Here is a 26,863-nt window from a genome sequence, read left to right as displayed (position 1 = left end):
GTTGGAAAAAAGGGAAAGAGGATTAATACTCCATCCCCTTCTTATCCCTACCTACTATTCACATTCGTACTTGTAAATCTCTTTACCATATCCCCTATCAATTAGTAAAAGTTCATTTGGATATAGTGTCTTATGTTCCATTCCTACTTCATCCTCTGCTATAAACATTCCATCAATAATCATTCCAACTACTTGTGATTCTTTCGCTACAAAGACAGATTTCGAACCTTTCTTCGCTATAAACGTAACGGATTGCACGGTTTTTCTTTCTGCTCTATACGGAATACCAAAATAATGGTTCCACCATTTATTTCGAAGTAATTCTGGTTCAGATTGATATAGCCAATCTTTCGCTACCTCTTGATCCCATTCATAATACAGTAGTGCTTTCCGGTGAAATCTTGGCCGAATAATCCATCCTAAAACAATGATTCCTACTACTAGCAGTAATAAAGTGATAGGAATGACAAACTTAAAAATAAGCGCATATTTTTCATAAAACGGAGCATCTTGAATATGGAATGTTATGTTTTTCTTTACTTCTTGTAACTTTGAATCCTGCATTACGATGGTAGCTTCTACGGTGCCGGTATCTGTAAAATTAAATGTGTCGGAGTAATAGGGACGAGGATAAACATAGATTTGATTTCCATGTTGCTTTATTTCATAATTGATTGATTGTTTAGATGTGACACCAGTAGATTTTAATAGTTTTTTTACAGCCTCTTCTGTCATCGGCTTATCATCTAACTGTGGTTGTATAATAAATGGTTTACTATTCTCTAAATTTGTTACTTTTTCTTCATAATCTTTCGTGACAGTTTGAAGTGATAATTTAGGCTTTTTCGTTGTTTCGATTTTAAATTCTTTCGTCTGTCTGTAAAACCCCTTTATGTTCATATGAACTTTCCCGCGTACTAACCCTTTAGTAAGCTTCGTTTCGTAATAAAATACATGTCTTTTATCGTCCCACTTCATCGCATATTGCTTCCCGTCTATTTCTACTTCTGCCTGAAAGTAAGAAGACTGAACTGGCAACTCAGTAGGTTTTGCTTGAATAACAGCTGTCACATCTTCATACATTTCCTCAACATTTTTTCTATCCTTATCCTCTTTGTCATAAGTAGAAACAGTATAATTAAGTGCCGGTTCGACTAGTACTTGTAATCCTTCTTTCTCAATATCTCGGTCCACTTCTATCGTATACGTTCCTGGTTTAATAACTTCTTCATTTTCCGTACTGATATGAACTATATTTCCGAACAATTTCGCTTCACCTGGTGCATGTATGGAAAAAGAAGATTGTAATTGTAATGGTTTAGAAATTTGTGTGACCTGATAATCGGGCAAAGAAGGCGATTGTCGTACAAGTGTCATACGTTTTAACGGAAATGGTGTTGTAATCTCTACTTTCTTCCCTATTACTTTCGTTTTTACAATCGATTCAACGGAAGAGAACGGATCACGATTTGCAACTAATGCTGCCACTTGATTGACGCTTTTTACAATCCCATCCTCTCCACTAGATGGCATCGTAACCCCGTTGAGCTCTTTCTTCCATATTTCTTTAAACGTATTTAGTTGTGCTTTTTCTTGTTGCCCTAAATCCTCTTCCATCGTAATTAAAATTGGATGTAGCGATATCTTTTTTGCATCCATATCCTTCTTAAACTGTGCTAACTTTTGTGTAATTTGTTCTTTTCCGCCAACCTTATCTTTCTCTAAATCATTAAATGCCCCGTCAGTTAAGACAATAAGCCAAAATTCACGCTTCCCATCTATATCTGCTTCCTTTTTTATAGATTGCATCGCCGTTTCTACCGCGCTAAATGGAGTATTTAAATACGTTTTCCACGCTCCAATTCCCTCAATTTCCATTTGTCTCTTATCCTTCGCTAACGAAATGTTTAATGGATCATTCGGCTTACTCATTGGAACGTAAGAAAATTTATCTTTTTCATCTAATAGCGCAACTAAACTTTGCAAAGCATAATTGGCATATTTCCAGCGATCGTTATTTCTCATGCTGCCCGAATCATCATATACAAGTGAAACGACCCTTTCCTTTGCCTCCTCTCCTTTTGCAAAAGTCCAAAAAGGATGTAACCATATAAATAGAAACAACATGAATGTGGCACAAATTCGAATTTTCATGATGAGGCTTCGCCACCTTTGTAGACAAATTCCTATGTTTAAATTTATGAGAGGAAACAAGATATATGACTTGTATTTTAGGACAACTAACCCACCATAACTTTATTATGTAAACAGATCATACACTTGGTAATATTCCTTCTAGCATTCTCTATCCAATTATATAAGTAAAAAAGCCTGTTTAAGCTCCACGCTTAAAACAGACTTTTCCTACTTTTTATTTTAAAAACACATGACAAAAAGTTTGATTTTTAACTTAACACATCACTTCTATTGTAAATCCACCAGGTGCTTCAACGTAAAACGTATACGCATGGGCATGCTTAGGAGGCTGGACCAAAAATCCATCTTCCTTCAATCTTTGATTTATCTTATCTACTTGTTCTTCACTTTCTTGTGGAAATCCTACATGAAATGTTTTTGGATACTGAACTTCTTTTCCTTTCATTAACGTTAGTATAAATCCATCATTATCACGCATAACTGCAAAGGCATTCCCCCTTGTTCCACTACAAGTTAAGCCAAAATACTTTTCTAAAAACTCTCTTGCAGCTACTACATCTGCAACTGTTAAATTAAGATGTTTAATTCCCAATTCATCACCTTATTTCTTAATTTTCTAACATTTTATCATACAATTAAAAAACACGCCTTTCACAGCGTGTTTCCTTGCTTTACATACACTTCAACAATCGGATTCTCTTTATGATCCGCATGCAAGCGTATATTCTCTTCACTTGTATTATAAATACTAGCTAATAACATTATCGTTAACACATTAGGTGTCTTCGCATCACTTCCGTATTTTCTCTCAAGCGCTTCCTTATATTCAAAATCTAAATCCCCCTGCACATATGTATACACTTCAAAACCATCTTCTAAATTGCAAACTACTGTATCAATAATATCTGCCCCTACTTGCTTCTTCATTTCCTCTCGCAACGCTTCAATAAATTCTTCCCACGGTACTTCGTATGTCTGAAACTGATTTGTAGATTTCATGCCTTTTCCTCCTTATATATCCTCTTCTTATATTTCCCCTTTCCTATAACAATTATGATAGATAGGGCATTCGTACAAGCCGCACTTGTCCCCCTTACATATCGTATTACTGTAATGCGGAAGGAGGAAAGAACATGCATAGACAAAAATGTTATGATACATGCCGACGTTACTTCGGAAAAGTTGTTCGGATTGAAGACCGTGATGGCCGTATACATTTAGGGAAAATAATCGATGTGACACAAAGCTCTGTATGGATTGAACCGGTGCAACAGCGCTCATCTTTTGATTCAGGATTCGGCTACTATGACGCTTATGCAAACGGTGGTTGTGACCTTTGTGGAGGCCTTAGCAGGTGTGATAGTTGTGGATTCGGATGCGGTGGTGGATTCAGCAGCTGCGGATGTGGTGGTCGTGGTTGTAGTAGTTGTGGTTGCGGTGGCTGGGGAGGCGGCAGTTGTGGCTGGGGTGTTGAACTCGGATTTGGTTTCATCTTCGGAATTACATTAGCTGCATTATTTTTCATTTAACATAGTAAAGAGTTGGCTACCTTTAGCCAACTCTTTTTCTTTATTTTTCACATATAAAAATACGATGCCCTAAAATGTGTTGGTACATAAGCCGTATATTTTCATGCTGTACCCACGCCTCATATAACTCATTCGGAATATGTGAGGATACATTCCATTCTGGCTCTTCTACATAGCCAGAGATCGTTTCTGCAATCGTGCCACCGCCAGCAATTGTAATTCTTTTAAAATTTGCTTTCTGAAATAATTGTACCCACTCATTCTCCGTTAATAATTCTTTCATACCATATAATTGGGCGATTTTTTCTTCCTCACCCTTATCAATGTGCCTATCAATAATCATTTCAATGACAACAAGCTTACCGTCCTGCTGTAATACACGATAACACTCCGAGATAACCCTTTCTTTGTCTGTAAAAGCGATGATTGATTCTCCAAGTACGAACTCAAATGAGTTATTCAAACACGGTAAATGCTCCACATTTCCTTCAATTAATTGTATAGCTAACCCTTCAAACAACCATCTATCTTTTGCCTTTTGAATCATAATTTCATTCTTTTCAACCGTTGTTACTTTATAACCAAATTCCCTTGTCATATATGCCGCTGTTTTCCCCGTACCGCAACCTATCTCAAGGACATTCGCTCCATATTTAAAAGGCAGTTGTGCTAACAATTGTTTTGTTAACGTAAAGCCACCAGGATGAGCGCTTCCTATTCCGTAATAAGCTAGGAAATCGATGTATGTGTTTCGCTTCATGGGATTCTCCCTTTTTTATTTTATATATTCGAGCAAGGAAGAAAAGTGCATAGAAAAAAGGGCGTATTGTACGCCCCTCATCTTACTTATCCTCTGTAATATATGCCCATTTATAGCTGTAGTCTCCACCAACTGGATGGTGAACAATACCTTTTACTTTAGGTCTTTGAACGATAGCATCACCACGTTGATATAATGGTGCAATTACAGCATCTTCCAATAACATTTTCTCCGCTTTCAGTAAGCTATCCCAACGCTCTTTCGTTTTCGTTAATAGCTCACCTTTACCTTTTTGTACAATCTCATCATATTTAGGATTTGAATATCCTGTTTGGTTATGAGGGCCATTTGTAACAAACATATCAATGAATGTCATTGGATCTAAGTAGTCAGGCCCCCAACCAGCGTAAGATAAATCATAATCTAGATCTGATTCTAATTTTAACTTTTGTTTAAATGGCTGGTTTTTCAAATTCACCGTTAAACCTGGTAGGTTTTTCTCAAGTTCTCCTTTTAAGAATTCTCCTACTTTTTTCGCACCATCACCATCATAGTTTAATAGTTCTACTGTAATTGCATCTTTTCCAAGCTCTTTTTTCGCTTTTTCCCAATGCTCTTTTGCTTTTTTCACATCTGTTTTTAAAATATCTCCATTTTCTTTACGGAAGTCTTTTCCATCTGGGCTCTTAGCAAATTCTTTTGGCACTAAATAATCTGCAGGTGTAGAACCATCATTTAAAATTACATTCGTTAAGCCTTTTTTATCGTACGCTTTTGCAATCGCTAAACGTAGATCTTTGCTCTTTAACACTGTATCTTGCCCACCACGTTTTTGGTTTAAGCGTAAGAAGAATGTTGACGGTGTTTTTTGTGTAAAGAAGTCGGGGTTTGATTTATATTTGTCAACAAATTCAGATGTAAGTCCTGAACGATCGATTTGTCCACTTTCATATAAGTTAACACGTGTACCGCTATCTTTTACTACGTCAAAGTTGATTTCATCTAACTTAACTGTTTTATTATCCCAATATTGTGCATTTTTCTTTAACTTCCAACCTTCTTCATGTTTCCAGTCTGTTAATGTAAACGGTCCATTGTATAACGTCGTATCTGATTCTAAACCGTACTTTTCTCCTTTTTCTTTTACAAATTTCTCGTTTAATGGATAAAATGTTCCAAATGAAGTTAATTCTACAAAGTAAGGAACTGGATTTTCTAATTCTACTTCTAACGTATAGTCATCTACAGCTTTTACTCCTAACGTATCTAGTTCAGCTTTTCCTTCATTAATCGCTTGTGCATTTTTCAAATCAAACATAATGTATGCATATTCTGCTGCTGTATTTTTATCTACCGCACGTTTCCAAGCAAACACGAAATCCTTCGCTGTTACAGGCTCTCCATTTGACCATTTTGCATTTTTATTTAATGTAAATGTGTATTTTTTACCATCATCACTCTTTTTATATGATTCAGCAACTCCTGGTGTTGCTTTATTATCTTTATCAAGTCGATATAAACCTTCCATTACGTTGTTTAAAGCTAGAAACGATACTTGGTCTGTCGCTTTAGCAGAGTCCATAGATGGAATCTCTTGAGACTCTGTTAAATTAAGCACTTGCTTCGCCGCTAGCTTTCCGCCTTCTTTTTCACCGCTTTTTGGTGTTGTGCTTGCCTTCTCTTTATCTCCTGATCCAGAGCAAGCTGTTAATGCCATACTCATTACTAAAACTGGTGCTACGACCGCTGTAAATTTTTTCATCTTTTTTCTCTTCATTTTTTTGTACCCTCCCCAATTATATGTACGATATTAACATTTAGAAATTCTCTACTAACTTTCGTTATCAGAAAATTCTTATTAATTAATATTCTACTGTTTTTTAAATTTTGTAAAGTATTTTTGTAAATTTTCTAAATATTTATTTTTTATTATAGTATCTTGTTGTTTTAACTACTATATGAATTATCCCCCGTCTACTATATGTAAACATCCCTTCTCTTATTCCACTCTATTACTACATTCTATATTTTTCTTATTAGCATGAGGTCTCTTACTATCATTCATCTTTCTTACCACTTACTGACCTCTCTAATTTCCTCAGATAGAACCTTCCTAATCACCTATCCAATTCTCAATAGGCTAAAGAGATTTATTCCCTTATACATACTAAAAAGCATTTCAAAAGCAGCTCAGCCACTTTTGAAATGCTTTCACTTTATTTTTTTCCGCCATCCTCAGTTACATACGCCCACTTAAAGCTATATTCTGGACTGATGTTATGTTTCACAATTCCTTTTACATTCGGTTTCATTACGTACGATCTTCCTGTTTGATATAAAGGAACTAACCCTGCATCTTCTTCAAGGAATAATTTTTCAGCTTTCCCTAACGTTTCCCAACGTTTTTTCGCATCACTCATTAATTCATTACCTGCTTTTCCTACCATTTCATCGTATTTTGGATTTGAATAACTCATTTGGTTGTACGGGCTCTTCGATTCAAACATATCAATAAATGTCATTGGATCCGCATAGTCTGGACTCCAACCTGCATAAGAAATTTCATAATCTTGCGCAGTTTCTAATTTTAATTTTTGTTTGAATGGCTGAATTTTCGTATTAATCGTTACACCTTTTAAATTTTTCTCAATTTGATCTTTTACATAGTCAGCAATCTTTTTCGCAGTTCCATCATCATAACTTAGTAATTCAATTGTCACTTGATCTTTTCCAAGTTCTTTTTTCGCCGCTTCCCAAGCTGCTGCTCCTTTTTTCGGATTATATTTCAGACCATTTTTAAATGTATCTTGATAATCTTTACCATCTGGCCCTGTCGCAAGTCCTTTTGGAACCAATTGATCTGTTGCTTTTGATCCATTATTTAAAATTACATTTGCCAATCCTTTTTTATCAACTGATAATGCAATTGCTTCACGTAGTTTTTTGCTCTTTAAAGGTGTATCTTGTCCGTTACGTTTTTGATTTAAACGTAAGAAGAATGTACTTGATTCCGCATACTCACCATATTCTTCTTTGTTCGATTTATATTTATCTACAAACTCTCCTGATAGTAATGTAAAATCAATTGATCCTGTATCATATAAGTTTACTTTCGTTGCAACCTCTTTTACTACACTATAGTTAATTTCTTCTAATTTCACAGTCTTTTTATCCCAGTACTTATCATTTTTCTTCAGCTGCCAACCTTGTTCATGTTTCCATGAAGACATAACGAATGGACCGTTATACACAGTTGTATCTGCTTCTAAACCGTACTTATCACCTTTTTCTTTTACGAATTTTTCATTTAATGGATAGTATGATGGGAATGCTAATAAATTTAAGAAATACGGTACCGGTTTTTCTAATTCTACTTCTAGCGTGTAATCATCTACCGCCTTCGCTCCTAATTCAGTTACAGGTTTTTCCCCTTTATTAATCGCTTCTGCATTTTTAATATAGTAAGCAATAAATGCATATTCTGCCGCAGTATTCTTATCAAGTAAGCGCTGCCATGCGAAAACGAAATCTTTCGCTGTTACAGGATCACCATTTGACCATTTTGCATCTTTTCGCAGTTTAAACGTATACTTTTTACCATCTTCACTTTTCGTACTAGACTCTGCCGCAGCAGGAATTGGCTTATTATCTTTATCAAGGCGATATAGGCCTTCCATCGTGTTCCCTAAAATTTGCGCACCTAATGTATCAGTAGATTTAGAAGTATCCATTGTCGGAATTTCTTGGTTTTCCGTACGATTTAATACTTGTTTCGCTGCATATTTAATATCAGATTTTTTTTCTTCCCCACTATTTGATGTAGTAGTCGTTTTCTTTTCCCCACCTGACACAGAACATGCTGTCAATGCAACACTCATCGCTAAAACTGGTACCACAACTGCCGTTAACTTTTTCATCTTTTTTCTCTTCATTTTTGTACCCTCCCTAATTATATGTACATTACCAACCCTTGAGAGACCCCTTACTAAAGATTAATTTTTCGGAAAATTACAACTAATGTTATTCTACTCTTTTTTTCGCATTTGTAAATAGTTTAATTTTAAATATTCTGACTTTTTGTTTTAGTAGGATTTATCCCCATCTACTATATGTACATACTATACACCTTATTCTCCTCTATTTAACCATACTAAAAATTAGTATTTTAAGCTCACAAAAAAGCATTTCAAAGTAGCTTAGCTACTTTGAAATGCTTTTTTAACTCTATTATTTTTCAGTTACATATGCCCATTTAAAGCTATATTCCGGACTGATATTATGTTTTACAATACCTTTAATATTTTGTTTTAGAACATATGCATCACCACGTTGGTATAAAGGTACAAGTGCTACATCTTTCTCAAGAAGTAATTTCTCAGCTTTTCCTAGCTCTTCCCAACGTTTCTTCGCGTCACCCATTAATTCAGTGCCAGCTTTTTTAATCATATCATCATACTTAGAATCAGCGAAGCTCATTTGGTTATGAGAATGATTAGACTGGAACATATCTAAGAATGTCATTGGGTCAGCATAGTCAGGTCCCCAACCAGCATATGATAAATCATAATCTTGCTCTGTTTCTAGTTTTAGTTTTTGTTTGAATGGCTGAAGTTTAATATTAACTGTTACACCTTTTAAATTTTTCTCAATTTGGTCTTTTACATATTCCCCTACTTTTTTCGCATTACCAGTATCATAGTTTAATAACTCAATTGTAACTTGGTCTTTACCAAGTTCTTTTTTCGCTTCTTCCCAGGCCGCAGCAGCTTTTTTCGCATCTGGTTTGATACCATTTTTAAATGTTTCTTGGAAGTCTTTTCCGTCTGGTCCAGTCGCTAACCCTTTCGGTACTAAGAAGTCTGCTGGTTTAGATCCGTCATTTAAAATAACGTTTGCTAAGTTTTTCTTATCGATAGAAAGCGCGATTGCTTCACGTAATTTCTGACTCTTTAATGGTGTATCTTGTCCACCACGTTTTTGATTCATACGTAAGAAGAATGTACTTACTTGTGAGTATGTGCCAAACTCCTCTTTGTTATTTCTATATTTGTCAACGAATTCACCTGATAGAAGTGCGAAATCAATTGCACCTGTATCAAATAAGTTAACCCTTGTATTTATTTCTTTTACTACACTATAGTTGATTTCATCTAATTTTACAGTCTTTTTATCCCAATATTGATCATTTTTCTTTAGTTTCCAGCCTTGCTCATGCTTCCAATCAGTAAGAACGAATGGTCCGTTATATACTGTTGTATCAGACTCTAAACCGTATTTATCACCTTTTTCTTTTACGAACTTCTCATTTAATGGATAGTACGATGGGAACGCTACTAAGTTTAAGAAGTATGGTACCGCTTGTTCTAATTCAACTTCTAATGTATAGTCATCTACCGCCTTAACTCCTAGTTCAGTTACTGGTTTTTCACCTTTATTAATCGCCTCTGCATTTTTAATTGGGAATGCGATAAACGCATATTCTGCAGTTGTTTTTGGATCTAATAATCGTTGCCATGCATAAGCAAAGTCTTTTGCTGTTACAGGATCACCATTTGACCATTTTGCATCTTTACGTAGTTTAAATGTATATTTTTTACCATCTTCACTTTTCGTACTAGATTCTGCTGCAGCTGGGATTGGTTTATTATCTTTATCTAATCGATATAACCCTTCCATTGTGTTCCCTAAAATTTGAGAACCTAATGTATCTGTATTTTTTGAAGTATCCATTGTTGGGATCTCATTTGTTTCTGTACGATTTAACACTTGTTTTGCTGCTAATTTTTCCCCTGATTTACTATCTCCACTAGAGCTAGAATTTGTGCTTGTCTTCTTATCTCCACCTGATGTAGAACATGCTGTTAACGCCATGCTCATTGCTAAAACCGGTGCTACAACTGCTGTTAGTTTTTTCATTTGTTTCTTTTTCATTTTGTACCCTCCCTAATTCTTAACGATAGCTATTAAAGAATTTTCTGATAATTCTGTTTTTCTCTATATATTTATCAGACGATTCTTACTAATTCTTATTCTACTAATTTTTTAATTTTTGTAAAGTATTATTATTGAAAATTTTTAAAAAATTATTTTTTACAGTAATATTCATAAAAATTCCATATTTTGTTCAAACCTTATTTCGCATTCATACACATTCGTTGTTTTAATCACTTTCATCTCATTTACCACTTGAATACTTGTTAATTATTGCTAATAAATAATGCATATATCTAAAAACATCTTTTCTACAAAAATAAAAAAGTCAGCAAAGCTGACTTTTTACCCGACCATTTTTTCTCTTTTCATTTCCTCTACTACTCTCGTATACTTCTCATCATCAAATTCATTTTCACTTTTCGCAACAACTACAGTTGCAATACCGTTACCAATTAAATTAACGATAGCACGTGCTTCTGACATGAAACGATCTACACCAAGTAATAACGCTAAACCTTCTAATGGGATAACATTCATTGCCGATAGGGTAGATGCTAGTACAATGAATCCCCCGCCGGTTACTGCTGCTGCTCCTTTAGATGTAACTAACAAAATAGCTATTATAGTTAATTGTTGACCTAGTGAAAGATCGACGTGAAAAACTTGCGCTAAAAATATAGTTGCCATTGATAAATAAATCGTTGTTCCATCTAAGTTAAAAGAGTAACCTGTTGGAATGACTAAACCTACTACCGGCTTCGAACACCCGAAGTCTTCCATCTTTGTCATCATCCGCGGCAGTACTGATTCTGACGATGATGTCCCGAGAACAATAAGTAATTCTTCTTTAATATGCGCTAAATATTTCCACAAACTAAATTTATACAATTTACAAATAAAATTTAAAACAATAAAAACAAATAATGCCATTGTCGCATATACACAAATCATTAATTTACCAAGTGGTATGAGCGTGCTTAAACCATACTTCCCAATTGTAAATGCCATCCCACTGAATGCTCCAACTGGTGCTAATTTCATTACAATTGATAAAATGTTAAAAAATACTTTCGATAATCTTTCAAAAAAGTCAATAACCGGTTGTCCATTTTTTCCTAACATCGTTAACCCTGCTCCGAATAAAATGGAGAAGAACAGAACTTGTAAAATATCACCTTTGGCAAATGCTTCAAACATGTTAGACGGCACGATATGTAAAAAGAAATCCATCCATTTCATTTCTTGCCCACTTTGTACATATTGCGAAACATCTCCGCCTTTTAGTTTTGAGGGATCTAATCCATCTCCTGGACGTACAACATTCGCTACGATGATACCAATAATTAAAGCCGCTGTTGTAACAATTTCAAAATATAATAGTGCCTTCCCACCAACACGGCCTACCTTTTTCATACTTCCCATACTTGCAATACCGAGCACAATTGTTAAAAAGATAATCGGTGCAATAACCATTTTAATCATATTGATGAATGTTTCACCAATTGGCTTCATTTGTTGTCCAACACTCGGCCAAATTGCCCTACTGCAATACCACAAATAATGGCCACAATAACTTGGAATGTTAAATTCTTTACGATTCTCATTTTTGATACTCCCCTGTATTTTCATTTCTCCCATACTATTTCAATAATTGCTAATGATATATTCTATGTAATAGCCCCCCTGTTATTTAACTTAAACTATAACTTTATGTTACACTATTATCTTAAACTTGAAAATAGTATATAATATTCACGAATAAAAGACATACTATTTAACGTAATAAAAAGCAGACATTACATCTGCTTTAATTCTCCTCAATCTGTTTTTCACTTAATCCTAGATGTGTTCTAAGAGTATTACTCAAACTCTGTAGATCTTTTTTATTAGGATTATAATAATATACACGTTGCCCGTTTGGGCCATTAGGTAAGTATAAATCATCACCAGCTAATTGTATTTTTTCAACTGAACCGTTTAAACCGTATTTATAAAAAGATAAAATATCATCCATTACTAAATTTGTTTTAAAATCACCATCAACCGCCTCAACTATTTTTTCTAGCTTCGTAATCGATCCTACACTTTTTAATTTACTTAAAATCGCTTCAATAACAAGTTGTTGGCGCTGTCCTCTCATTGCATCACTATCAATATGGCGCGTTCTTGCTAGTGCAAGTGCTTCTTCCCCATTTAATTTTTGTAATCCTTTTTTCAAATGAATCGCATCAGGTTCATCTTTACTATTTTGCTCCGTAAATTCAACTGGGACATCCACTTCAATACCATCTAACCCATCAACAATTTTAGTAAAGGAACCAAAATTAAATTTCACAAAATAATCAACAGGCACCTGTAACAATTTTTCTACCGCTTCCACAGAAGCTTGCGGTCCTCCATCTTTACCATTTTTAACGAAACCACTTCCATATGCATGGGTTATTTTATCTTTTTTCTTTTCAACTGGAACATATGTATATGTATCACGCGGTATGCTCGTTAATTTCACTGTTTTATCGTCTTTATTAAAAGTCGCTAACAATAATGCATCTGTATGAAATGCACCATTATATTCCTTTTGTCGTTCTTGATTTTCATCAATTCCCATAATTAAAAGTGAAACATGATTTGCAATTGGCTTTACAGATTTCTCACGTAAATTGGATTTTTCACCTCGTGCTAAATTCAAATTAGATTTTTGTACAAGACTAGAAGTTTTCATATATACATAGGCCCCATAGCCAATTCCACCAAATAGTAATACCGCCAGTAGTAAACTTATTATCTTTTTCTTTTTATATTTTTGCTTATTTTTCTCTTCTCTTAAAGATGAATGATTCCCCATTTACTCTCCTCCTGTTTCTATTCATCCAATATGTTTTTCATTTTTTCATATTTAGCGCTATCCTTTTGAAACATACTTTCTTTCAATCCCTTATCTATTTGTATCCATTCAGTCGTAACTGAATATTGAATCAAGCCTTCTTGAAAACTAAGAAATTTCAACATAATCCCTGTATTTTTCTCCACAACCATTTCGAATTTCCCTCTTAAATCTTCAGAGGTGCTAACAGGCATCTCTATGTTTATAACTCCTTCAATTTTGTAACAATCTAATCCAAGATATTTCGTTTCTTTATAATTCCAATCTTTATATCGAATTAATAAATCTGCGAATTCTGATTGAATACTATATTTAGCTAGCCCTACATATTCATCATCATATCTCTTTTTCTCATCTGATTTTCTCACTAACCTTTCCGTAGGATTTAATTTTAATAGTTCATTGTTTCTTTCTTTCGGGTTCCATTTTGTCTCTTTATAGGTATACTTCTCATCATCAAACTCTTTTTTCTTCCCCTCGTTATATATAATTGTTCGTTTTTTGGCTAGTTTATCTTCTTTCGAAGAGATACCTCTTTGTTTCTCCGTATCAATCGCATACTTATATGTTGTAGCAATTCTTGATGAGCTAGAATATTCCTCAAATTGTCCTGAAATATTTTTAAAATAATCAATAGAATCTAGCATTTTTTGATGAATCTTTTCTTTATCTGGATAATGTACATTCGATTTTATTTCTTCTTCATTTTCATAATCAGAAAACGCTTTTTTCTTTACATATTCAAATACTCCACCATTTTGCGCAAAACTTTGTATAGAAAACTCAGTCATAGATACCACTGAAAGTATACAAACCGCTGCACTAATTATCATCATATGAATTTTGTAACTCTTCTTTTTTACCTTAAGATTATGTAGCGTGCTATTAATCTTTTCATTTAACTCTGGAGGTACTATAACATTTTCATCTTTTATTCTCTTTTTTAATTTCTCATCAAATAATTTTTCATTATCCATCCTTTACACCCCCTATTCCATCTTTAATCGTTTTTGTAGTTGTTCCCTCGCACGTGATAATCTTGATTTCACTGTTCCTTTCGGTATTTCTAACAGCTTTGCTATACTCTCTTGATGCATGTCTTCATAGTAATAAAGCACCGTAACAGCTCTTAATTCTTCATGTAACGATTGAATCGCATTACACAAATCTATATCTTCATACTGATCACACGCACTCATAATGTAATCATTCTCTTCTGTCACAATTACATTTTTATACGCTCTAATAATATTGTTACACTCATTTATTAGTATTCGAATTAACCAAGTTTGAAAAAATTCTTCTTTTTTTAATTTTTTTATATTTTCATAGGCTTTTAAAATTGTTGTCTGTATCGCATCCTCTATATTTGTCTCATCACGTAACATCGCCTTTGCTATTCGATACATCTTCGCTTTTTCTGTATGTATAAGCGCTATAAAGGCTTCATGATCACCTTTTTTCGCTAAAGAAACATCCGTTTCTTCTTTTACAATCATTTTATATAAAGGGATTACTTTCACAATTGCTCCTCCTGTTTCATCCTCACTTCATCACTTCCAATTTAACTTTACATGTATTAGACGTATGAACCTAGAAAAAGGTTCATTTTTTTGAATATTTTCTTAATTAAAAAGATAAATATCCTTTATAAGTGTTATGCGATAAACATACTAGTTTAAATTTACAAATAAAAAAAGCCCACTTTCTCAGTGGACTTTCTACTCTATAACGGTAAATCCCTCTTCCTAAATAATACAATCGCTACGATAAAAATACAAAGCGCTACAGTAGTTAAACCTATACTTACCGGCCATATATTATATGATCCTTCAGCAATTTCTTTCGGACGAAACAGCGTGAATAATGATAGGTTTTTCATCCATTCTAACTTATCACTTAACTTCCCTACCATATCCAATACGAAAAATAAAATAGTTAAACTCGCTGAATAACTTAGTGCTTTTCTTTCGTCATTACATATACAAGAAAAGAAAAATGAATACGCACTAATGACTAAAAATATGAGCCCTCCGACTACATTTATCTTCAAAAATAATTCTTTATTTAAGTTGTTATCTTGTAAAAACCATTCTGCACCTACTAACCCAGCTACATACGTAACAGATACAATAATTAGAAGTCCCAATATGAGAACAGCAGCTTGTGTAATCGCAATTTGCACTCTAGATACAGGTGTTGCTAGCAAGTATGCCATTGCTCCTTTATCTACATGACGAGCAATTAAATGTGTCGCAACTGTTACGCAAAAAATTGTTAAAATGATAATAAACAATAGACTATAGTATTCGCCCGCTAGAAAATCCATTACGTTTTGAATCGGACTTTCCATACCAACGATTTTTTTCACACTATCAGGCATGGCAGCTATTAATTCATTTAGCCCTTTCGCTGATACCATTGACGGGAATATCCAAATTAATAACCACAGATATAAAGCTGCACCAGACGCATAACTCAAAATACTTTTTTGTGTTTCTTTCAAACTAGCTAAAAATAATTGCTTATTCATGCGTTACCCCTTCTTTCTTATCGTAATAATGCATAAATAAATGTTCTAAATCCATCGCTCTCGTTTGAAGTGCCGTTACATTATAGTTTGAAAGTGTTTGTAAAACAATTTGATAGTTTCCTTGTACAATGATAGATGCCTCTCTACCTTTTACCGCTTCAAATTGCAAATTACACTTTGTAAGGGACTCAATCTCTTCTTGTGATGATACTGTTACATCTATCACCTGTCTTCTCATACTTTGTAAATCGTGAATATTTTCAACCGTTACGAGTCGACCATCTTTAATAATAGCTACTCTGTCACAAGTTCTCTCAATTTCAGTAAAAATATGTGATGACATTAGGATTGTTTTTCCTCTTTGCTTTTCCTCTAATATTAAATCTATAAACACTTGTTGCATAAGTGGATCAAGTCCAGATGTTGGTTCATCTAAAATTAACACCTCTGGATCGTGCATAAATGCAGCGACTATCCCTACTTTTTGCTTCATTCCTTTAGACATTTTGCGAATCGGTGTTTTCACATCAAATTGCAGACGCTCTATCAGTTCATCTCGTTTTTTCGTATCCTTTAATCCACGCATTCCCTGCATTAATTTTAAAAACTCTAATCCATTCATTCCTTCAATAAAAGAAATTTCACCTGGCAAGTAACCAACTTCCCTTTGAATTTTCGCTGCTTCATTCCAACAATCTAATCCAAAAATTGTCGCTTTACCAGCTGTCGGTTTTATAAATCCCATTAAATTACGAATCGTCGTTGATTTTCCGGCACCATTCGGTCCTAAATAACCAAATACTTCTCCCTCTTTTACATCAAATGTAATATGAAACAAACCTTTTCCATTCGAAAACTGTTTTGTGACATCTTGAACTGAAATCATAATTCCACCTCATTTTTTGAAATATTTAATGTTTGATATTTCAAAATTATTGCACTCCTCATCTTCCATATTCGCAACAACTTTTTGAAATATTTATTAGTCCATATTTCAAAATTATTGTTTTCCATTATTTTTTCTTGTATATTTTAAGTGAGGTGATTGCATTGAACGGCTTTGAAAGAGTAAAAGAAAAGAAAAAGCGTGCCATTAAAGAAGCAGCATTCGTATTATTTTCAGAACGTGGATTTAATGAAGTGAAAATAGAACATATCGCAAAAGAAGCAAACGTTTCTCAAGTTACAATTTATAATCATTTCGGAAGTAAAGATGCGTTATTTAGGGAGCTTATACAAGAATTTATCATATCTGAATTTCAATATTATAAAGAGCTTGCAGAAGAAAAATTACCTTTTCATGATATGATGCAAAAAATGATTGTAAGAAAAATGAATACTGGCGGATTATTTCAACCTGATATGTTACTACAAATGATGCAAAGGGACGAAGAACTCCGTAAGTTTATTTATAGTTATCAAAATGAAAAAATCCTACCCTGGTATTTAGAAATATTAGAACAAGCTCAGCGCAAAAACGAAATTAATCCACACCTTACTAAAGAAATGATGTTACTTTACATTCAAATGTTTACAAAATTAGGTGATGAATTTGGAGCACAACTTCTTGAAGGAGATCGGGAAAAACATATAAAAGATATCGTTACGATGTTCTTTTATGGACTGTCCGTCCCAGAAAAATAATTGTTTCTAAAAAACAAATACAATCACCAAAAAGCCCTTTGGATATTTAAATCTCAAGGGCTTTTTCATATCAAATAAATAGCTAAAACTAACTTTATCTTAAAGAAGTTAAATGCTGCTTTATAGATAACACCTTATTATAGATTAACTCTTTTAGCATAACAGGCTGAATTGAAATAATCGTTTCACCGAAATTCAGAAAATAATTTGAAATAAAATCAGATTCTTGCTTGTTAAAATAGCCTGTTATAATGTAATTTTCATTTTCCTTTTGCAACCTCATGGAAGGGTAATTCTCTTTATCAAAAATGTCTTTTCCTTTTTGATTAACAATGACGTTAAAATCAATTGCATCAGACTTTCTGTGAAAGGTAGTAAGATAACTTAATAATTCTTCAAGATTTTTTGGATGAACATTGCTTGTTTCCACAATAGAAAGAATTTTATCACATCTAATTATTTGAACATGATTTGTCTCAAAATTAAAGATTTTAGCATACCACTGGCCAAATTTAGATTCTATTCGAATAAATTGGGCAACCAATGCTTTCTCCTCACCTTTTTTTAAATATGTTAAATGATAAACTTGCTCAGCAAAAATTCCCTGTAAAATTTCTTTTAAGAACGGACTAAAATTACTATGATTTGTTACTTCAAAGGAAAGCGTTCGTTCCATAATTGAAATATTTTTACTCACATTATCAGGTAATACATGTTTAAATTTATTTTCAAGCGCAATACTTTCTACATTAAATGGTTTTGTCTTGTATCCATTTAGCGTAAGAATTGAAAAGTATAACGCATACATTTCATCCACACTAAAATAAATTGGCGATAACACACTATTTTCTATAATTTTATAACTTCCATTTCTACCTAATTCAGAATATATGGGTACACCTATTTCTTCCAATGATTGAATATCTCGCAACGCAGTACTTTTAGAAATATCATATCTAGCCATTAAATCTTTTAAATTAAAATATCTTTTATTATTTAAGAAAATAAGCATGTCATTTATTCGTTCAGTTTTTTCATATTTCCCTCCCAAAAAGGTATCATGTATTGAAACCTTTTAATCTATATTATAATTATCAACTAATAAAGGAGTTATATATTTATGACATTAGAGATAGCTATTTTTCTTTCAATGAACGGGCAAGCAAAGGAGGCAATTAACTTTTATACACGTAATTTAGAAGCCAAAAAATTAATGATTGTTACGTATGAAGAACTGGCGAAAAGAGATAGTTCTTTTAAAATTACAAGTGAAAATAAAGATCATATTGCTCACTCTGTTTTACAAATTGGGAATACAAAGCTAATGATAGCAGAAGATACAATGAAGCATAATGAACGTTATAACGTTGGAAATAACATGTCACTTTGCATTCAAAGCGCTAATTTAGAAGAAATACAACGGTTTTATAATAATTTAATTTCCGATAAGCATGTGAAAATAATCTCTCCGCTAGAAAAAATATATTTAGTGAAGCATATGGTATTATTGAAGATCCTTATGGCATACAAATCCAATTAATGTATGATAAACGACTAAACTAATTAATTAATCATATTCACATATTCCTAATAAAAAGACACGAATTTCGTGTCTTTTTATTTTATAGAAATGACTCTACCCTTTTCACTACTTTCAATCGCTAATTGAATCATTTTAATAACATCTAAACCTTCTTTTGCTGTTACAGGTAGTTCCTCACCATTTAATATACTATCTCGTACACCTTTATAATAATTGTCATAACAACCGACTTCTGTTGGAATACGCTCTAATCTTTCTTCTGTTTCTAAAGTAGCAAAATTCTCTTCATCGTCTACTCCATAACCGTTATCACCTGGCTTCATTCCATTTTTTAATTGCTCTTCCTGCGAATCCATACCGTACTTCACGATAGAACCTTTCTCTCCATGCACTATAAAATGTGGTCCAGCTTTTTTCACATAACTGCTACTACGTAAAATGACACGTTTAACTCCGTAATGAAGTACTATGTGGAAATAATCATCCACCTCTGCACCTGGTCGTTGTTTTATTACATCTGCACTTATCGCATCTGGTTTCCCGAATATTGATAACGCTTGGTCAATTAAATGTGATCCTAAATCGTATAATATACCGGAGCCTGGTAGATTTTTTTCTCTCCATCGATCACGTACATGTGGACGGAAACGATCAAAATTCGATTCATATGCGTATACATTCCCTACTCTGTTTTCTCCTAACAATTTCTTAATTGTTAAGAAATCATTATCAAAACGACGATTATGATATACGCTTAACATTACATTATGCTGCTCTGCTAATGAAATAAGCTCTTCCCCTTCTTCAATTGAGACAACAAATGGTTTTTCTACAACAACATGCTTACCTTTTAAAATTGCTTCTTTTACATATGGAAAATGAGTTGTATTAGGTGATGTAATAACAACTAAGTCAACATCAGCTCGCTTCACCAATTCATCAATTGTACTAACAACATTAGCGTTTGGTAATGTGTCTTTTACTACCTCTTCTTTTGAGGATAATACAGCACGAATATCATATTCTTCTATTGTTTGTAATAGTGGGATATGAAATGTCGTACTAGAAAAACCAAATCCTACAATCCCTACACCTATTTTTTTCATGTTGCCCCTCCATTTGTGCCGCTTTAACGAGCAGTAAGATTCCTAACCCAAAATTCAGTGAAAGCTAAGGAATTAGGTGAGGAATCAACTGCTTGTTAAAGCCCGATTAGTTGAACTTTATGAGAACGATTTCATTCAGTTATTATAACAAGATTATTATTATTTACATAATAAATTGCCTAGAAAAAAGCATCTTGCTACTATTCATAGCAAGATGCCCTCTTTATTCTGGTCTTTTCTTCGTCCACGTTTCTACTACTTCACCAGTATCATTAACATCTAGCACAAGGCTACCATTACTATACCGGTCTTTATTTCGATACGCTTTCGGATCAATTTCTTCTACAATGTTTTTCTCTGTCTTCATGTAAACTAATTCATCGTCCCGAACGATTTCAATACCGACAATGCGGTACGGATTACGTTTTAATTCTTTGAAAATAACAAGACCTCGCTTCGCCCTCGTTGATTTCTCAATTTCTGATGCTTTTAGGCGTTTTACAGCACCGCGCTGTGTTACGAGAATAAGTTGATCTTTGTCACCATTTAACGGTTTACCAGAAGCGACATAGTCATCTTCTTTTAAATTAATTGCTTTCACTCCAGCAGCTCTTACCCCGACTGGACTTACTTCCTCTTCATGGAAAATAAGTGCATATGCACCGTGTGTAGCAAGAACAATATCACTCGTTCCATCTGTCGCAAATATATCGACAACTTCATCATCTTTTTTCAAGTTTACAGCAACGAATGCCCTTGAATAACGCTGAACTTTATATTGATTTAATTCTGTTTTCTTTATCATACCATTTCGTGTTACAAATACGATAAATCGTTTTTCTTCCTCAAAGTTCGGTACAACCGTTGCCCAAATGATTGTTTCATCCCGGTCGAGTGAAACGATATTAGCAACGTGCTGACCTAAATCTTTCCAACGAATATCTGGCATTTCGTATACTGGCAGATATATATAGTTTCCTTTATTCGTAAATAAGAGGACTGTCTCTGTCGTATTCGTATCGAATCGTTCAAGTAAGATGTCACCCTCTTTCATACCGAAGTCTTTGCCGTTTGAGGCATTATGTGAGCGCCATCCAGTACGTTTCACATATCCTTCTTTCGTTACAGTAACGATGACATCTTCTTGTGGGATCATCACTTCTACATCGATTTTAATTTCCTCGATTTGATCTTCAATAATCGCGCGTCGATCATCACTATACGTTTTCTTAACTCTCTTTAAATCAGTTTTAATTACTTGAAGTAATCTTTTTTCACTTTGTAAAATTGCCTGTAGCTCAATAATTTTCTTATTAAGCTCATCTGCTTCTTCTTGTAACGCCGTAATGTCTGTATTCGTTAAGCGATATAATTGCAAGGAAACAATTGCTTCTGCCTGTGCTTCTGTAAAACCAAATTTTGCACTTAAATTATCTTTCGCGTTACGTTTATCTTTTGAAGCTCGAATTGTCTCAATTACTTGGTCTAAAATCGATAATGCTTTCTTTAAACCTTCTACAATATGTTGACGATTTTCTGCTTTTCTTAATTCATATTGCGAACGTCTCGTAATAACCTCTTTTTGATGTCCAATATAAGCATCTAAAATTTTCGGTAATGTCATAAGTGTTGGACGACGATTATTGATCGCTACCATATTAAAGTTATATGGAATTTGCAAATCTGTATTTTTATATAAATAATTTAAAATACCTTCGGCGTTTGCTTCTTTCTTTAATTCAACAACAATTCGTAAACCAGTACGATCTGTCTCATCACGCACTTCAGCAATACCATCTAACTTTTTATCTAGACGTAATTCATCCATTTTCTTTACAAGGTTTGCCTTATTCACTTCGTAAGGAATTTCAGTGATTACAATTTGTTGTTTCCCACCACGCACTGTTTCAACTTCTGCTTTTCCGCGAATAATAATTTTACCTTTACCTGTTTCATACGCCTTTTTAATACCATCAATCCCCTGAATAATACCGCCTGTTGGGAAATCTGGTCCTTTCATAACTGTTAATAAATCATCAACAGTACTATTTGGCTTATCAATACGCATCATTGTAGCATCAATAACTTCTCCAAGATGATGCGGAGGAATTTCTGTTGCATAACCAGCGGAAATCCCTGTAGATCCGTTCACTAATAAATTCGGGAACGCTGCTGGTAATACAACTGGTTCTTCACTCGTATCATCAAAGTTTGATACGAATTCTACTGTTTCTTTATCAAGATCACGTAATAACTCAGATGCAATTGGTGATAAACGAGCTTCCGTATAACGCATTGCTGCTGCTGGATCCCCGTCAACACTACCGTTATTACCATGCATTTCAACTAAAACATTACGTACTTTCCAAGTTTGGCTTAAACGTACCATCGCCTCATATACAGAGGAATCACCATGTGGATGATAATTACCAATAACGTTACCGACTGTTTTAGCTGACTTACGGAACGCTTTATCATGTACATTACCTTCTACATACATAGAATATAAAATACGTCTTTGTACTGGCTTTAAGCCATCACGCGCATCTGGAAGTGCACGATCTTGAATAATATATTTACTATAACGTGCAAAGCGATCACCTAACACGTCTTCAAGCGGGAGGTCATGAAACTTCTCTGCTTGCATGTTATTCCACCTCCGTCTCCATAATCATTTCATTTTCTAAAATATTTCCTTCTTCTTGCATACCAAACTGTACATTACGTTCAATCCATTTACGGCGCGGTTCTACTTTATCGCCCATTAACGTTGTAACGCGGCGCTCTGCCCTAGCTGCATCATCAATTTTCACGCGAATTAATGTACGCGTTTCAGGATTCATCGTTGTTTCCCATAATTGATCCGCATTCATTTCACCAAGTCCTTTATAACGTTGTAACATATAGCCTTTTCCAACTTTTTTCGTTACACCGTCTAATTCCTCATCTGACCAAGCGTATTCAATTACCTCACTCTTACCTTTTCCTTTACTTACTTTGTATAAAGGGGGAAGTGCGATAAATACTTTACCAGCTTCGATAAGTGGCTTCATATATCTGTAGAAGAACGTTAATAACAATACTTGAATATGAGCCCCATCCGTATCGGCATCGGTCATAATTACAACTTTATCGTAGTTAATATCTTCAACATCAAATTCATTTCCTACACCGCCGCCAATCGCATAAATGATTGTATTAATCTCTTCATTCTTAAAGATATCAGCAAGCTTTGCTTTTTCTGTATTAATTACTTTACCACGTAACGGTAATACGGCCTGGAAACGTCGGTCTCGTCCTTGTTTTGCAGAACCACCGGCAGAGTCACCCTCTACTAGGTATAGTTCATTTTTTTGCGGGTTACGTGATTGTGCAGGTGTTAATTTCCCGCTTAACGTACCTTCTGATTTTTTCTTTTTCTTACCACTACGCGCTTCTTCTCTTGCTTTACGGGCTGCTTCACGTGCTTGTGCTGCTTTAATTGCTTTTCTCACAAGAAGTGTAGCTACATCAGGATTTTCTTCTAAAAAGTATGCTAAATGCTCAGATACAATGGCATCAATTGAAGAACGCGCTTCACTTGTACCTAGTTTCCCCTTCGTTTGCCCTTCAAACTGAAGCACTTCTTCTGGTACACGTACCGAAACGATAGCCGCTACACCTTCACGAATATCTGTACCTTCTAAGTTTTTATCTTTTTCTTTTAATAGTGCTACTTTACGAGCATACTCGTTAAACACACGCGTCATCGCTGTTTTAAATCCAGCTTCGTGTGTTCCACCATCTTTTGTACGTACGTTATTTACAAACGATAAAATGTTTTCTGAGTAGCCATCGTTAAATTGAAATGCTAGTTCTGCTTCAATTCCATTTTGTTCACCAGTGAAATATACAACTGGATGAATGGAATCTTTTTCTTCGTTTAAATAGGAAACGAAAGCTTCAATTCCCGTTTCATAATGAAATACATCCTCTAAATCATTTCGTTCATCTTTTATTGAGATTTTCATCCCTTTTAATAAGAATGCAGATTCACGTAATCTCTCACATAATGTTTCATAATTATAATTTGTTGTGCTGAAAATCGTTGTATCTGGTTTGAAATGCATCGTAGTACCAGACTCTTTCGTCTTCCCGATTTTCTCAAGCGTCGTTACAGGAACACCGCCATTTTCAAAGCGTTGTTCGTAAATATTTCCGTCACGCTTAATCGTTACGACTAACCATTCTGATAAGGCGTTTACAACCGATGCCCCAACACCGTGTAAACCACCACTCGTTTTGTAACCACCTTGACCAAACTTACCACCGGCATGAAGTACAGTTAAAATAACTTCAGGTGTAGGTTTCCCAAGTTTATGCATTCCCGTAGGCATTCCTCGCCCTTTATCTATAACGCTAATACTATTATCTTTATGTATTACGACTGAAATTTCGTCGCCAAATCCCGCTAACGCTTCGTCAACGGAGTTATCTACTATTTCATATACTAAATGATGCAATCCACGGCTGTCCGTGCTCCCGATATACATACCCGGGCGTTTTCGAACGGCTTCAAGTCCTTCTAACACTTGAATCGCATCTTCATTATATTGGAACTGATGCTTCGCCAAACTCCTTGCCCCTTTCCTAATCCAAAATCAGAACATATGTTTCTATTATAGAATAACGCCTCGACTATCGTTTTGGCAAGTTATCTTATCTCTTTTATATACCATTTTCAATAGAAAAATCCTTGTTTTCTCACAAGGATTCCTCTAGGCTACTATTTCAGAAAAATAATCGTTTGTCAACGAGAAATGGATATGTATTCCAAGATTACACATTCCAAACCTTTATTATGATCCAAATGATCAAGATCCAAAATGGGATTACAAGTAACAATCCCCAAAAACAGCCTTTAAAAAATCTCATGATGAACACCTCGTTCATCGGCCCTACTTATCTATAATGAGGGCTGAATCAATCTTTCTACCTTTAAATCTATACTATTTTGTCATCGCATGTTCTACTTTAATACAACGATCCATTATTACAGTATAGTCTTTTTCTTTTAAAAGTTTATATGTATCCTCATCTTGTACTCCTAATTGTGCCCAAAAAACATCTGCATCAATCTCTACAAATTCTTTTGCAACATCCATTAAAAACTCTGAGCGACGAAATACATTTACAATGTCAACGTGTTCCTTAATATCCTTTAGTGAAGAAACTGCCTTTTCTCCGAGCACCTCATCTACTGTTGGATTAACTGGAATAATGCGGTATCCAGCATCTTGCATTGCTTTTGAAACCATATACGATGTACGTTCTGGCTTATCTGATAATCCAACAACCGCAATTGTTTTGCTTTTCTTTAACACTTCACCAATTTCCGTACGAGTTGGGTTTTCAATTGTCATAATTAATCCCTCCTATTCCTTTAGTATAGCCGATAAAGAAAGTCTCTTTCAATATGAAAGAGACTTTCTTTTATTTCGATTATTGATTCTTTGTAGCTGAATTATCTGCTAAAGTAGCCGATTTCGTCATTTTTTGACCGTTACGGTAGAATGTAACTTCTACTTTCTCGCCTACTTTTTTCTTTTCATATAAATATTTACGGAATTGAAGAGCATTCTCTACTTTTTGATTATCTAATGCTACTACAATATCATATTGCTCTAAACCAGCTTTTTCAGCTGGTGATATTGGGTAAATTTTACCTAATACAACGCCGTTTGTTACTTCTTTCGGTACTTTCAATTGATTGACTGCATAAGCTTGCACATCTTCTAGTGAAACAACACCTACTCCAAGAGCTGGACGTTTTACTACTCCATCTTTTTCAAGAGATTCAATAACTGGTTTTGCGATGTTAATTGGAATAGCAAATCCAATTCCTTCAACTTCTTGTTGTGCAATTTTACTTGAATTAATCCCAATTATTTCACCATTTTGGTTAAATAATGCACCACCACTATTACCTGGATTAATCGCTGCATCCGTTTGAATAACTTGTGCTTGCCAATCTGGTCGTTTATCTCCATCAATATCAACCGGAATTTCGCGTTCTTTACTACTGATTATACCTTCCGTTACACTTCCATCAAATCCAAGTGGATTACCGATTGCAATGGCTTTTTCACCCGCACGAAGTTTACTTGAATCACCTAAAGTGGCAACTTTATTTACATTAGATCCATCAATTTCAACAACCGCTAAGTCTAACCAAGGGTCCTTACCAACTAATTTCGCATCAACTTGCTTTCCGTCGCTCAGCTTCACAGCAAGTTTATTTGCTCCATCTACTACGTGGTTGTTTGTTACAATATATGCTTTATTTCCTGCTTTTTTATAAATAACACCTGATCCTGAACCGGCTTGTTGTTCTTGACCTGTCGGTTGCATTGCAAATGGATCAACACTTTGTTGCATATTAATAACACCTACAACAACATCTTTCGCCCCTTCAATCATACCAGGTAAATCAGTTTCATTTTTCGCTTTATTTACAACAGGAACTACAGTACCTTCTACTTTTGAATCCGAACTAAATGATGATACTGGCGCTCCATTATTTTGAGCCCATGGCATATATGGTGCTGCAAAACTAATCGAAACCGCTCCGACTACAGCTCCCACTAAACCTGTGAAGAAATAGCCTTTTTTACTACCTGATTTTCTCACTTCTCTCGTTTCACTATGCTCTTCATTTAAATTTGGTCCGTCGTAATATCCCATGTTTTATTTCCCCTCTCTGGTGAATTCGTATTTTCAGTATAGTCACGTTT

At 34.4% G+C, this 26,863-nt stretch carries 20 protein-coding genes and 2 pseudogenes; 3 read left to right on the top strand and 19 right to left on the bottom strand.

Annotation, left to right across the window (positions count from 1 at the left end; all coding sequences use genetic code 11):
- Positions 1-54 precede the first annotated feature (54 nt).
- The 3 genes from IQ781_RS25545 to IQ781_RS25535 form a co-directional block, all read right to left on the bottom strand.
- Complete coding sequence (locus IQ781_RS25545) at positions 55-2,154, bottom strand: vWA domain-containing protein (protein WP_000702081.1); 2,100 nt, start codon at positions 2,152-2,154, stop codon at positions 55-57.
- Between the two features lie 256 nt (positions 2,155-2,410).
- The gene (locus tag IQ781_RS25540; protein ID WP_033695953.1) at positions 2,411-2,749 is read right to left on the bottom strand and encodes a VOC family protein; all 339 of its coding nucleotides are present in this window, start codon (positions 2,747-2,749) and stop codon (positions 2,411-2,413) included.
- Positions 2,750-2,808: 59 nt separating this feature from the next.
- The gene (locus IQ781_RS25535) at positions 2,809-3,156 is read right to left on the bottom strand and encodes a hypothetical protein (protein ID WP_063220817.1); all 348 of its coding nucleotides are present in this window, start codon (positions 3,154-3,156) and stop codon (positions 2,809-2,811) included.
- A 134-nt stretch (positions 3,157-3,290) separates the two neighbouring features.
- Between IQ781_RS25535 and IQ781_RS25530 the strand changes: the two genes are divergently transcribed.
- Positions 3,291-3,686 (top strand): hypothetical protein, encoded by a 396-nt coding sequence (locus IQ781_RS25530; RefSeq protein WP_033695952.1) that lies wholly within the window; start codon positions 3,291-3,293, stop codon positions 3,684-3,686.
- Positions 3,687-3,726: 40 nt separating this feature from the next.
- Here IQ781_RS25530 and IQ781_RS25525 read toward each other — a convergent pair whose 3' ends face one another.
- From IQ781_RS25525 to IQ781_RS25480, 10 genes and pseudogenes are all read right to left on the bottom strand, one after another.
- The gene (locus tag IQ781_RS25525; protein ID WP_000828243.1) at positions 3,727-4,446 is read right to left on the bottom strand and encodes a class I SAM-dependent methyltransferase; all 720 of its coding nucleotides are present in this window, start codon (positions 4,444-4,446) and stop codon (positions 3,727-3,729) included.
- A gap of 82 nt (positions 4,447-4,528) precedes the next feature.
- The gene (locus tag IQ781_RS25520; RefSeq protein ID WP_000823435.1) at positions 4,529-6,223 is read right to left on the bottom strand and encodes a peptide ABC transporter substrate-binding protein; all 1,695 of its coding nucleotides are present in this window, start codon (positions 6,221-6,223) and stop codon (positions 4,529-4,531) included.
- A gap of 439 nt (positions 6,224-6,662) precedes the next feature.
- Positions 6,663-8,378 (bottom strand): peptide ABC transporter substrate-binding protein, encoded by a 1,716-nt coding sequence (locus tag IQ781_RS25515; RefSeq protein ID WP_063220816.1) that lies wholly within the window; start codon positions 8,376-8,378, stop codon positions 6,663-6,665.
- A 295-nt stretch (positions 8,379-8,673) separates the two neighbouring features.
- Positions 8,674-10,377, bottom strand: a complete 1,704-nt coding sequence (locus IQ781_RS25510; protein WP_000730163.1) for a peptide ABC transporter substrate-binding protein — start codon at positions 10,375-10,377, stop codon at positions 8,674-8,676.
- A 345-nt stretch (positions 10,378-10,722) separates the two neighbouring features.
- A pseudogene (locus tag IQ781_RS25505) lies at positions 10,723-11,984 on the bottom strand (dicarboxylate/amino acid:cation symporter).
- 203 nt (positions 11,985-12,187) lie between these two features.
- Positions 12,188-13,225 carry an LCP family protein gene (locus IQ781_RS25500; RefSeq protein WP_000526726.1) on the bottom strand — a complete coding sequence of 346 codons (1,038 nt, stop codon included), beginning with the start codon at positions 13,223-13,225 and terminating at the stop codon, positions 12,188-12,190.
- 17 nt (positions 13,226-13,242) lie between these two features.
- Positions 13,243-14,241: a hypothetical protein gene (locus IQ781_RS25495; protein WP_063220815.1), complete on the bottom strand. Its 999-nt coding sequence runs from the start codon at positions 14,239-14,241 to the stop codon at positions 13,243-13,245.
- Between the two features lie 12 nt (positions 14,242-14,253).
- Positions 14,254-14,787 (bottom strand): sigma-70 family RNA polymerase sigma factor, encoded by a 534-nt coding sequence (locus IQ781_RS25490; RefSeq protein WP_000864729.1) that lies wholly within the window; start codon positions 14,785-14,787, stop codon positions 14,254-14,256.
- Between the two features lie 203 nt (positions 14,788-14,990).
- The gene (locus IQ781_RS25485) at positions 14,991-15,797 is read right to left on the bottom strand and encodes an ABC transporter permease subunit (protein WP_001041427.1); all 807 of its coding nucleotides are present in this window, start codon (positions 15,795-15,797) and stop codon (positions 14,991-14,993) included.
- Positions 15,790-16,683 carry an ABC transporter ATP-binding protein gene (locus tag IQ781_RS25480; protein ID WP_063220814.1) on the bottom strand — a complete coding sequence of 298 codons (894 nt, stop codon included), beginning with the start codon at positions 16,681-16,683 and terminating at the stop codon, positions 15,790-15,792. The genes IQ781_RS25485 and IQ781_RS25480 overlap by 8 nt, the downstream gene beginning before the upstream one ends.
- 155 nt (positions 16,684-16,838) lie before the next feature.
- On the opposite strand from IQ781_RS25480, the gene IQ781_RS25475 reads away from it, so the two are divergent.
- The gene (locus tag IQ781_RS25475) at positions 16,839-17,441 is read left to right on the top strand and encodes a TetR/AcrR family transcriptional regulator (RefSeq protein WP_002041614.1); all 603 of its coding nucleotides are present in this window, start codon (positions 16,839-16,841) and stop codon (positions 17,439-17,441) included.
- Positions 17,442-17,535: 94 nt separating this feature from the next.
- On the opposite strand, the gene IQ781_RS25470 is transcribed toward IQ781_RS25475, so the two are convergent.
- Positions 17,536-18,453 (bottom strand): helix-turn-helix transcriptional regulator, encoded by a 918-nt coding sequence (locus IQ781_RS25470; protein ID WP_242808318.1) that lies wholly within the window; start codon positions 18,451-18,453, stop codon positions 17,536-17,538.
- 108 nt (positions 18,454-18,561) lie between these two features.
- Here IQ781_RS25470 and IQ781_RS25465 point away from each other — a divergent pair.
- Positions 18,562-19,004 (top strand): annotated as a pseudogene (locus tag IQ781_RS25465) (VOC family protein).
- A 54-nt stretch (positions 19,005-19,058) separates the two neighbouring features.
- Here IQ781_RS25465 and IQ781_RS25460 read toward each other — a convergent pair.
- The 5 genes from IQ781_RS25460 to IQ781_RS25440 all read right to left on the bottom strand — a co-directional run bounded on the left by IQ781_RS25460 (position 19,059) and on the right by IQ781_RS25440 (position 26,813).
- Positions 19,059-20,090, bottom strand: a complete 1,032-nt coding sequence (locus IQ781_RS25460) for an oxidoreductase (protein ID WP_139846887.1) — start codon at positions 20,088-20,090, stop codon at positions 19,059-19,061.
- A 223-nt stretch (positions 20,091-20,313) separates the two neighbouring features.
- Positions 20,314-22,737 carry a DNA topoisomerase IV subunit A gene (parC, locus tag IQ781_RS25455; protein WP_001147464.1) on the bottom strand — a complete coding sequence of 808 codons (2,424 nt, stop codon included), beginning with the start codon at positions 22,735-22,737 and terminating at the stop codon, positions 20,314-20,316.
- 1 nt (position 22,738) lies between these two features.
- Positions 22,739-24,703 (bottom strand): DNA topoisomerase IV subunit B, encoded by a 1,965-nt coding sequence (gene parE, locus IQ781_RS25450; RefSeq protein WP_001062202.1) that lies wholly within the window; start codon positions 24,701-24,703, stop codon positions 22,739-22,741.
- 375 nt (positions 24,704-25,078) lie between these two features.
- Positions 25,079-25,492 (bottom strand): CoA-binding protein, encoded by a 414-nt coding sequence (locus IQ781_RS25445; protein ID WP_000151390.1) that lies wholly within the window; start codon positions 25,490-25,492, stop codon positions 25,079-25,081.
- Positions 25,493-25,571: 79 nt separating this feature from the next.
- Positions 25,572-26,813: a S1C family serine protease gene (locus IQ781_RS25440; protein WP_000542646.1), complete on the bottom strand. Its 1,242-nt coding sequence runs from the start codon at positions 26,811-26,813 to the stop codon at positions 25,572-25,574.
- Positions 26,814-26,863: the final 50 nt, after the last annotated feature.

This window comes from Bacillus sp. N447-1 (genome assembly GCF_022701035.1).
Lineage (GTDB): Bacteria > Bacillota > Bacilli > Bacillales > Bacillaceae_G > Bacillus_A > Bacillus_A cereus.
The sequence above is the reverse complement of the archived record's forward strand: the minus strand, read 5'-3'. Positions and strand labels throughout refer to the sequence as shown.

Bases quoted from the DNA above. Each gene is read 5' to 3' on its own strand.
- IQ781_RS25485 (WP_001041427.1), bottom strand. From the start codon at position 15,797: ATGAATAAGCAATTATTTTTAGCTAGTTTGAAAGAAACACAAAAAAGT.
- parC (WP_001147464.1), bottom strand. From the start codon at position 22,737: ATGCAAGCAGAGAAGTTTCATGACCTCCCGCTTGAAGACGTGTTAGGT.
- IQ781_RS25480 (WP_063220814.1), bottom strand. From the start codon at position 16,683: ATGATTTCAGTTCAAGATGTCACAAAACAGTTTTCGAATGGAAAAGGT.
- IQ781_RS25535 (WP_063220817.1), bottom strand. From the start codon at position 3,156: ATGAAATCTACAAATCAGTTTCAGACATACGAAGTACCGTGGGAAGAA.
- IQ781_RS25500 (WP_000526726.1), bottom strand. From the start codon at position 13,225: ATGGGGAATCATTCATCTTTAAGAGAAGAGAAAAATAAGCAAAAATAT.
- IQ781_RS25525 (WP_000828243.1), bottom strand. From the start codon at position 4,446: ATGAAGCGAAACACATACATCGATTTCCTAGCTTATTACGGAATAGGA.
- IQ781_RS25440 (WP_000542646.1), bottom strand. From the start codon at position 26,813: ATGGGATATTACGACGGACCAAATTTAAATGAAGAGCATAGTGAAACG.
- IQ781_RS25445 (WP_000151390.1), bottom strand. From the start codon at position 25,492: ATGACAATTGAAAACCCAACTCGTACGGAAATTGGTGAAGTGTTAAAG.
- IQ781_RS25515 (WP_063220816.1), bottom strand. From the start codon at position 8,378: ATGAAGAGAAAAAAGATGAAAAAGTTAACGGCAGTTGTGGTACCAGTT.
- IQ781_RS25520 (WP_000823435.1), bottom strand. From the start codon at position 6,223: ATGAAGAGAAAAAAGATGAAAAAATTTACAGCGGTCGTAGCACCAGTT.
- IQ781_RS25510 (WP_000730163.1), bottom strand. From the start codon at position 10,377: ATGAAAAAGAAACAAATGAAAAAACTAACAGCAGTTGTAGCACCGGTT.
- IQ781_RS25495 (WP_063220815.1), bottom strand. From the start codon at position 14,241: ATGGATAATGAAAAATTATTTGATGAGAAATTAAAAAAGAGAATAAAA.
- IQ781_RS25460 (WP_139846887.1), bottom strand. From the start codon at position 20,090: ATGAAAAAAATAGGTGTAGGGATTGTAGGATTTGGTTTTTCTAGTACG.
- IQ781_RS25545 (WP_000702081.1), bottom strand. From the start codon at position 2,154: ATGAAAATTCGAATTTGTGCCACATTCATGTTGTTTCTATTTATATGG.
- IQ781_RS25530 (WP_033695952.1), top strand. From the start codon at position 3,291: ATGCATAGACAAAAATGTTATGATACATGCCGACGTTACTTCGGAAAA.
- IQ781_RS25470 (WP_242808318.1), bottom strand. From the start codon at position 18,453: ATGCTTATTTTCTTAAATAATAAAAGATATTTTAATTTAAAAGATTTA.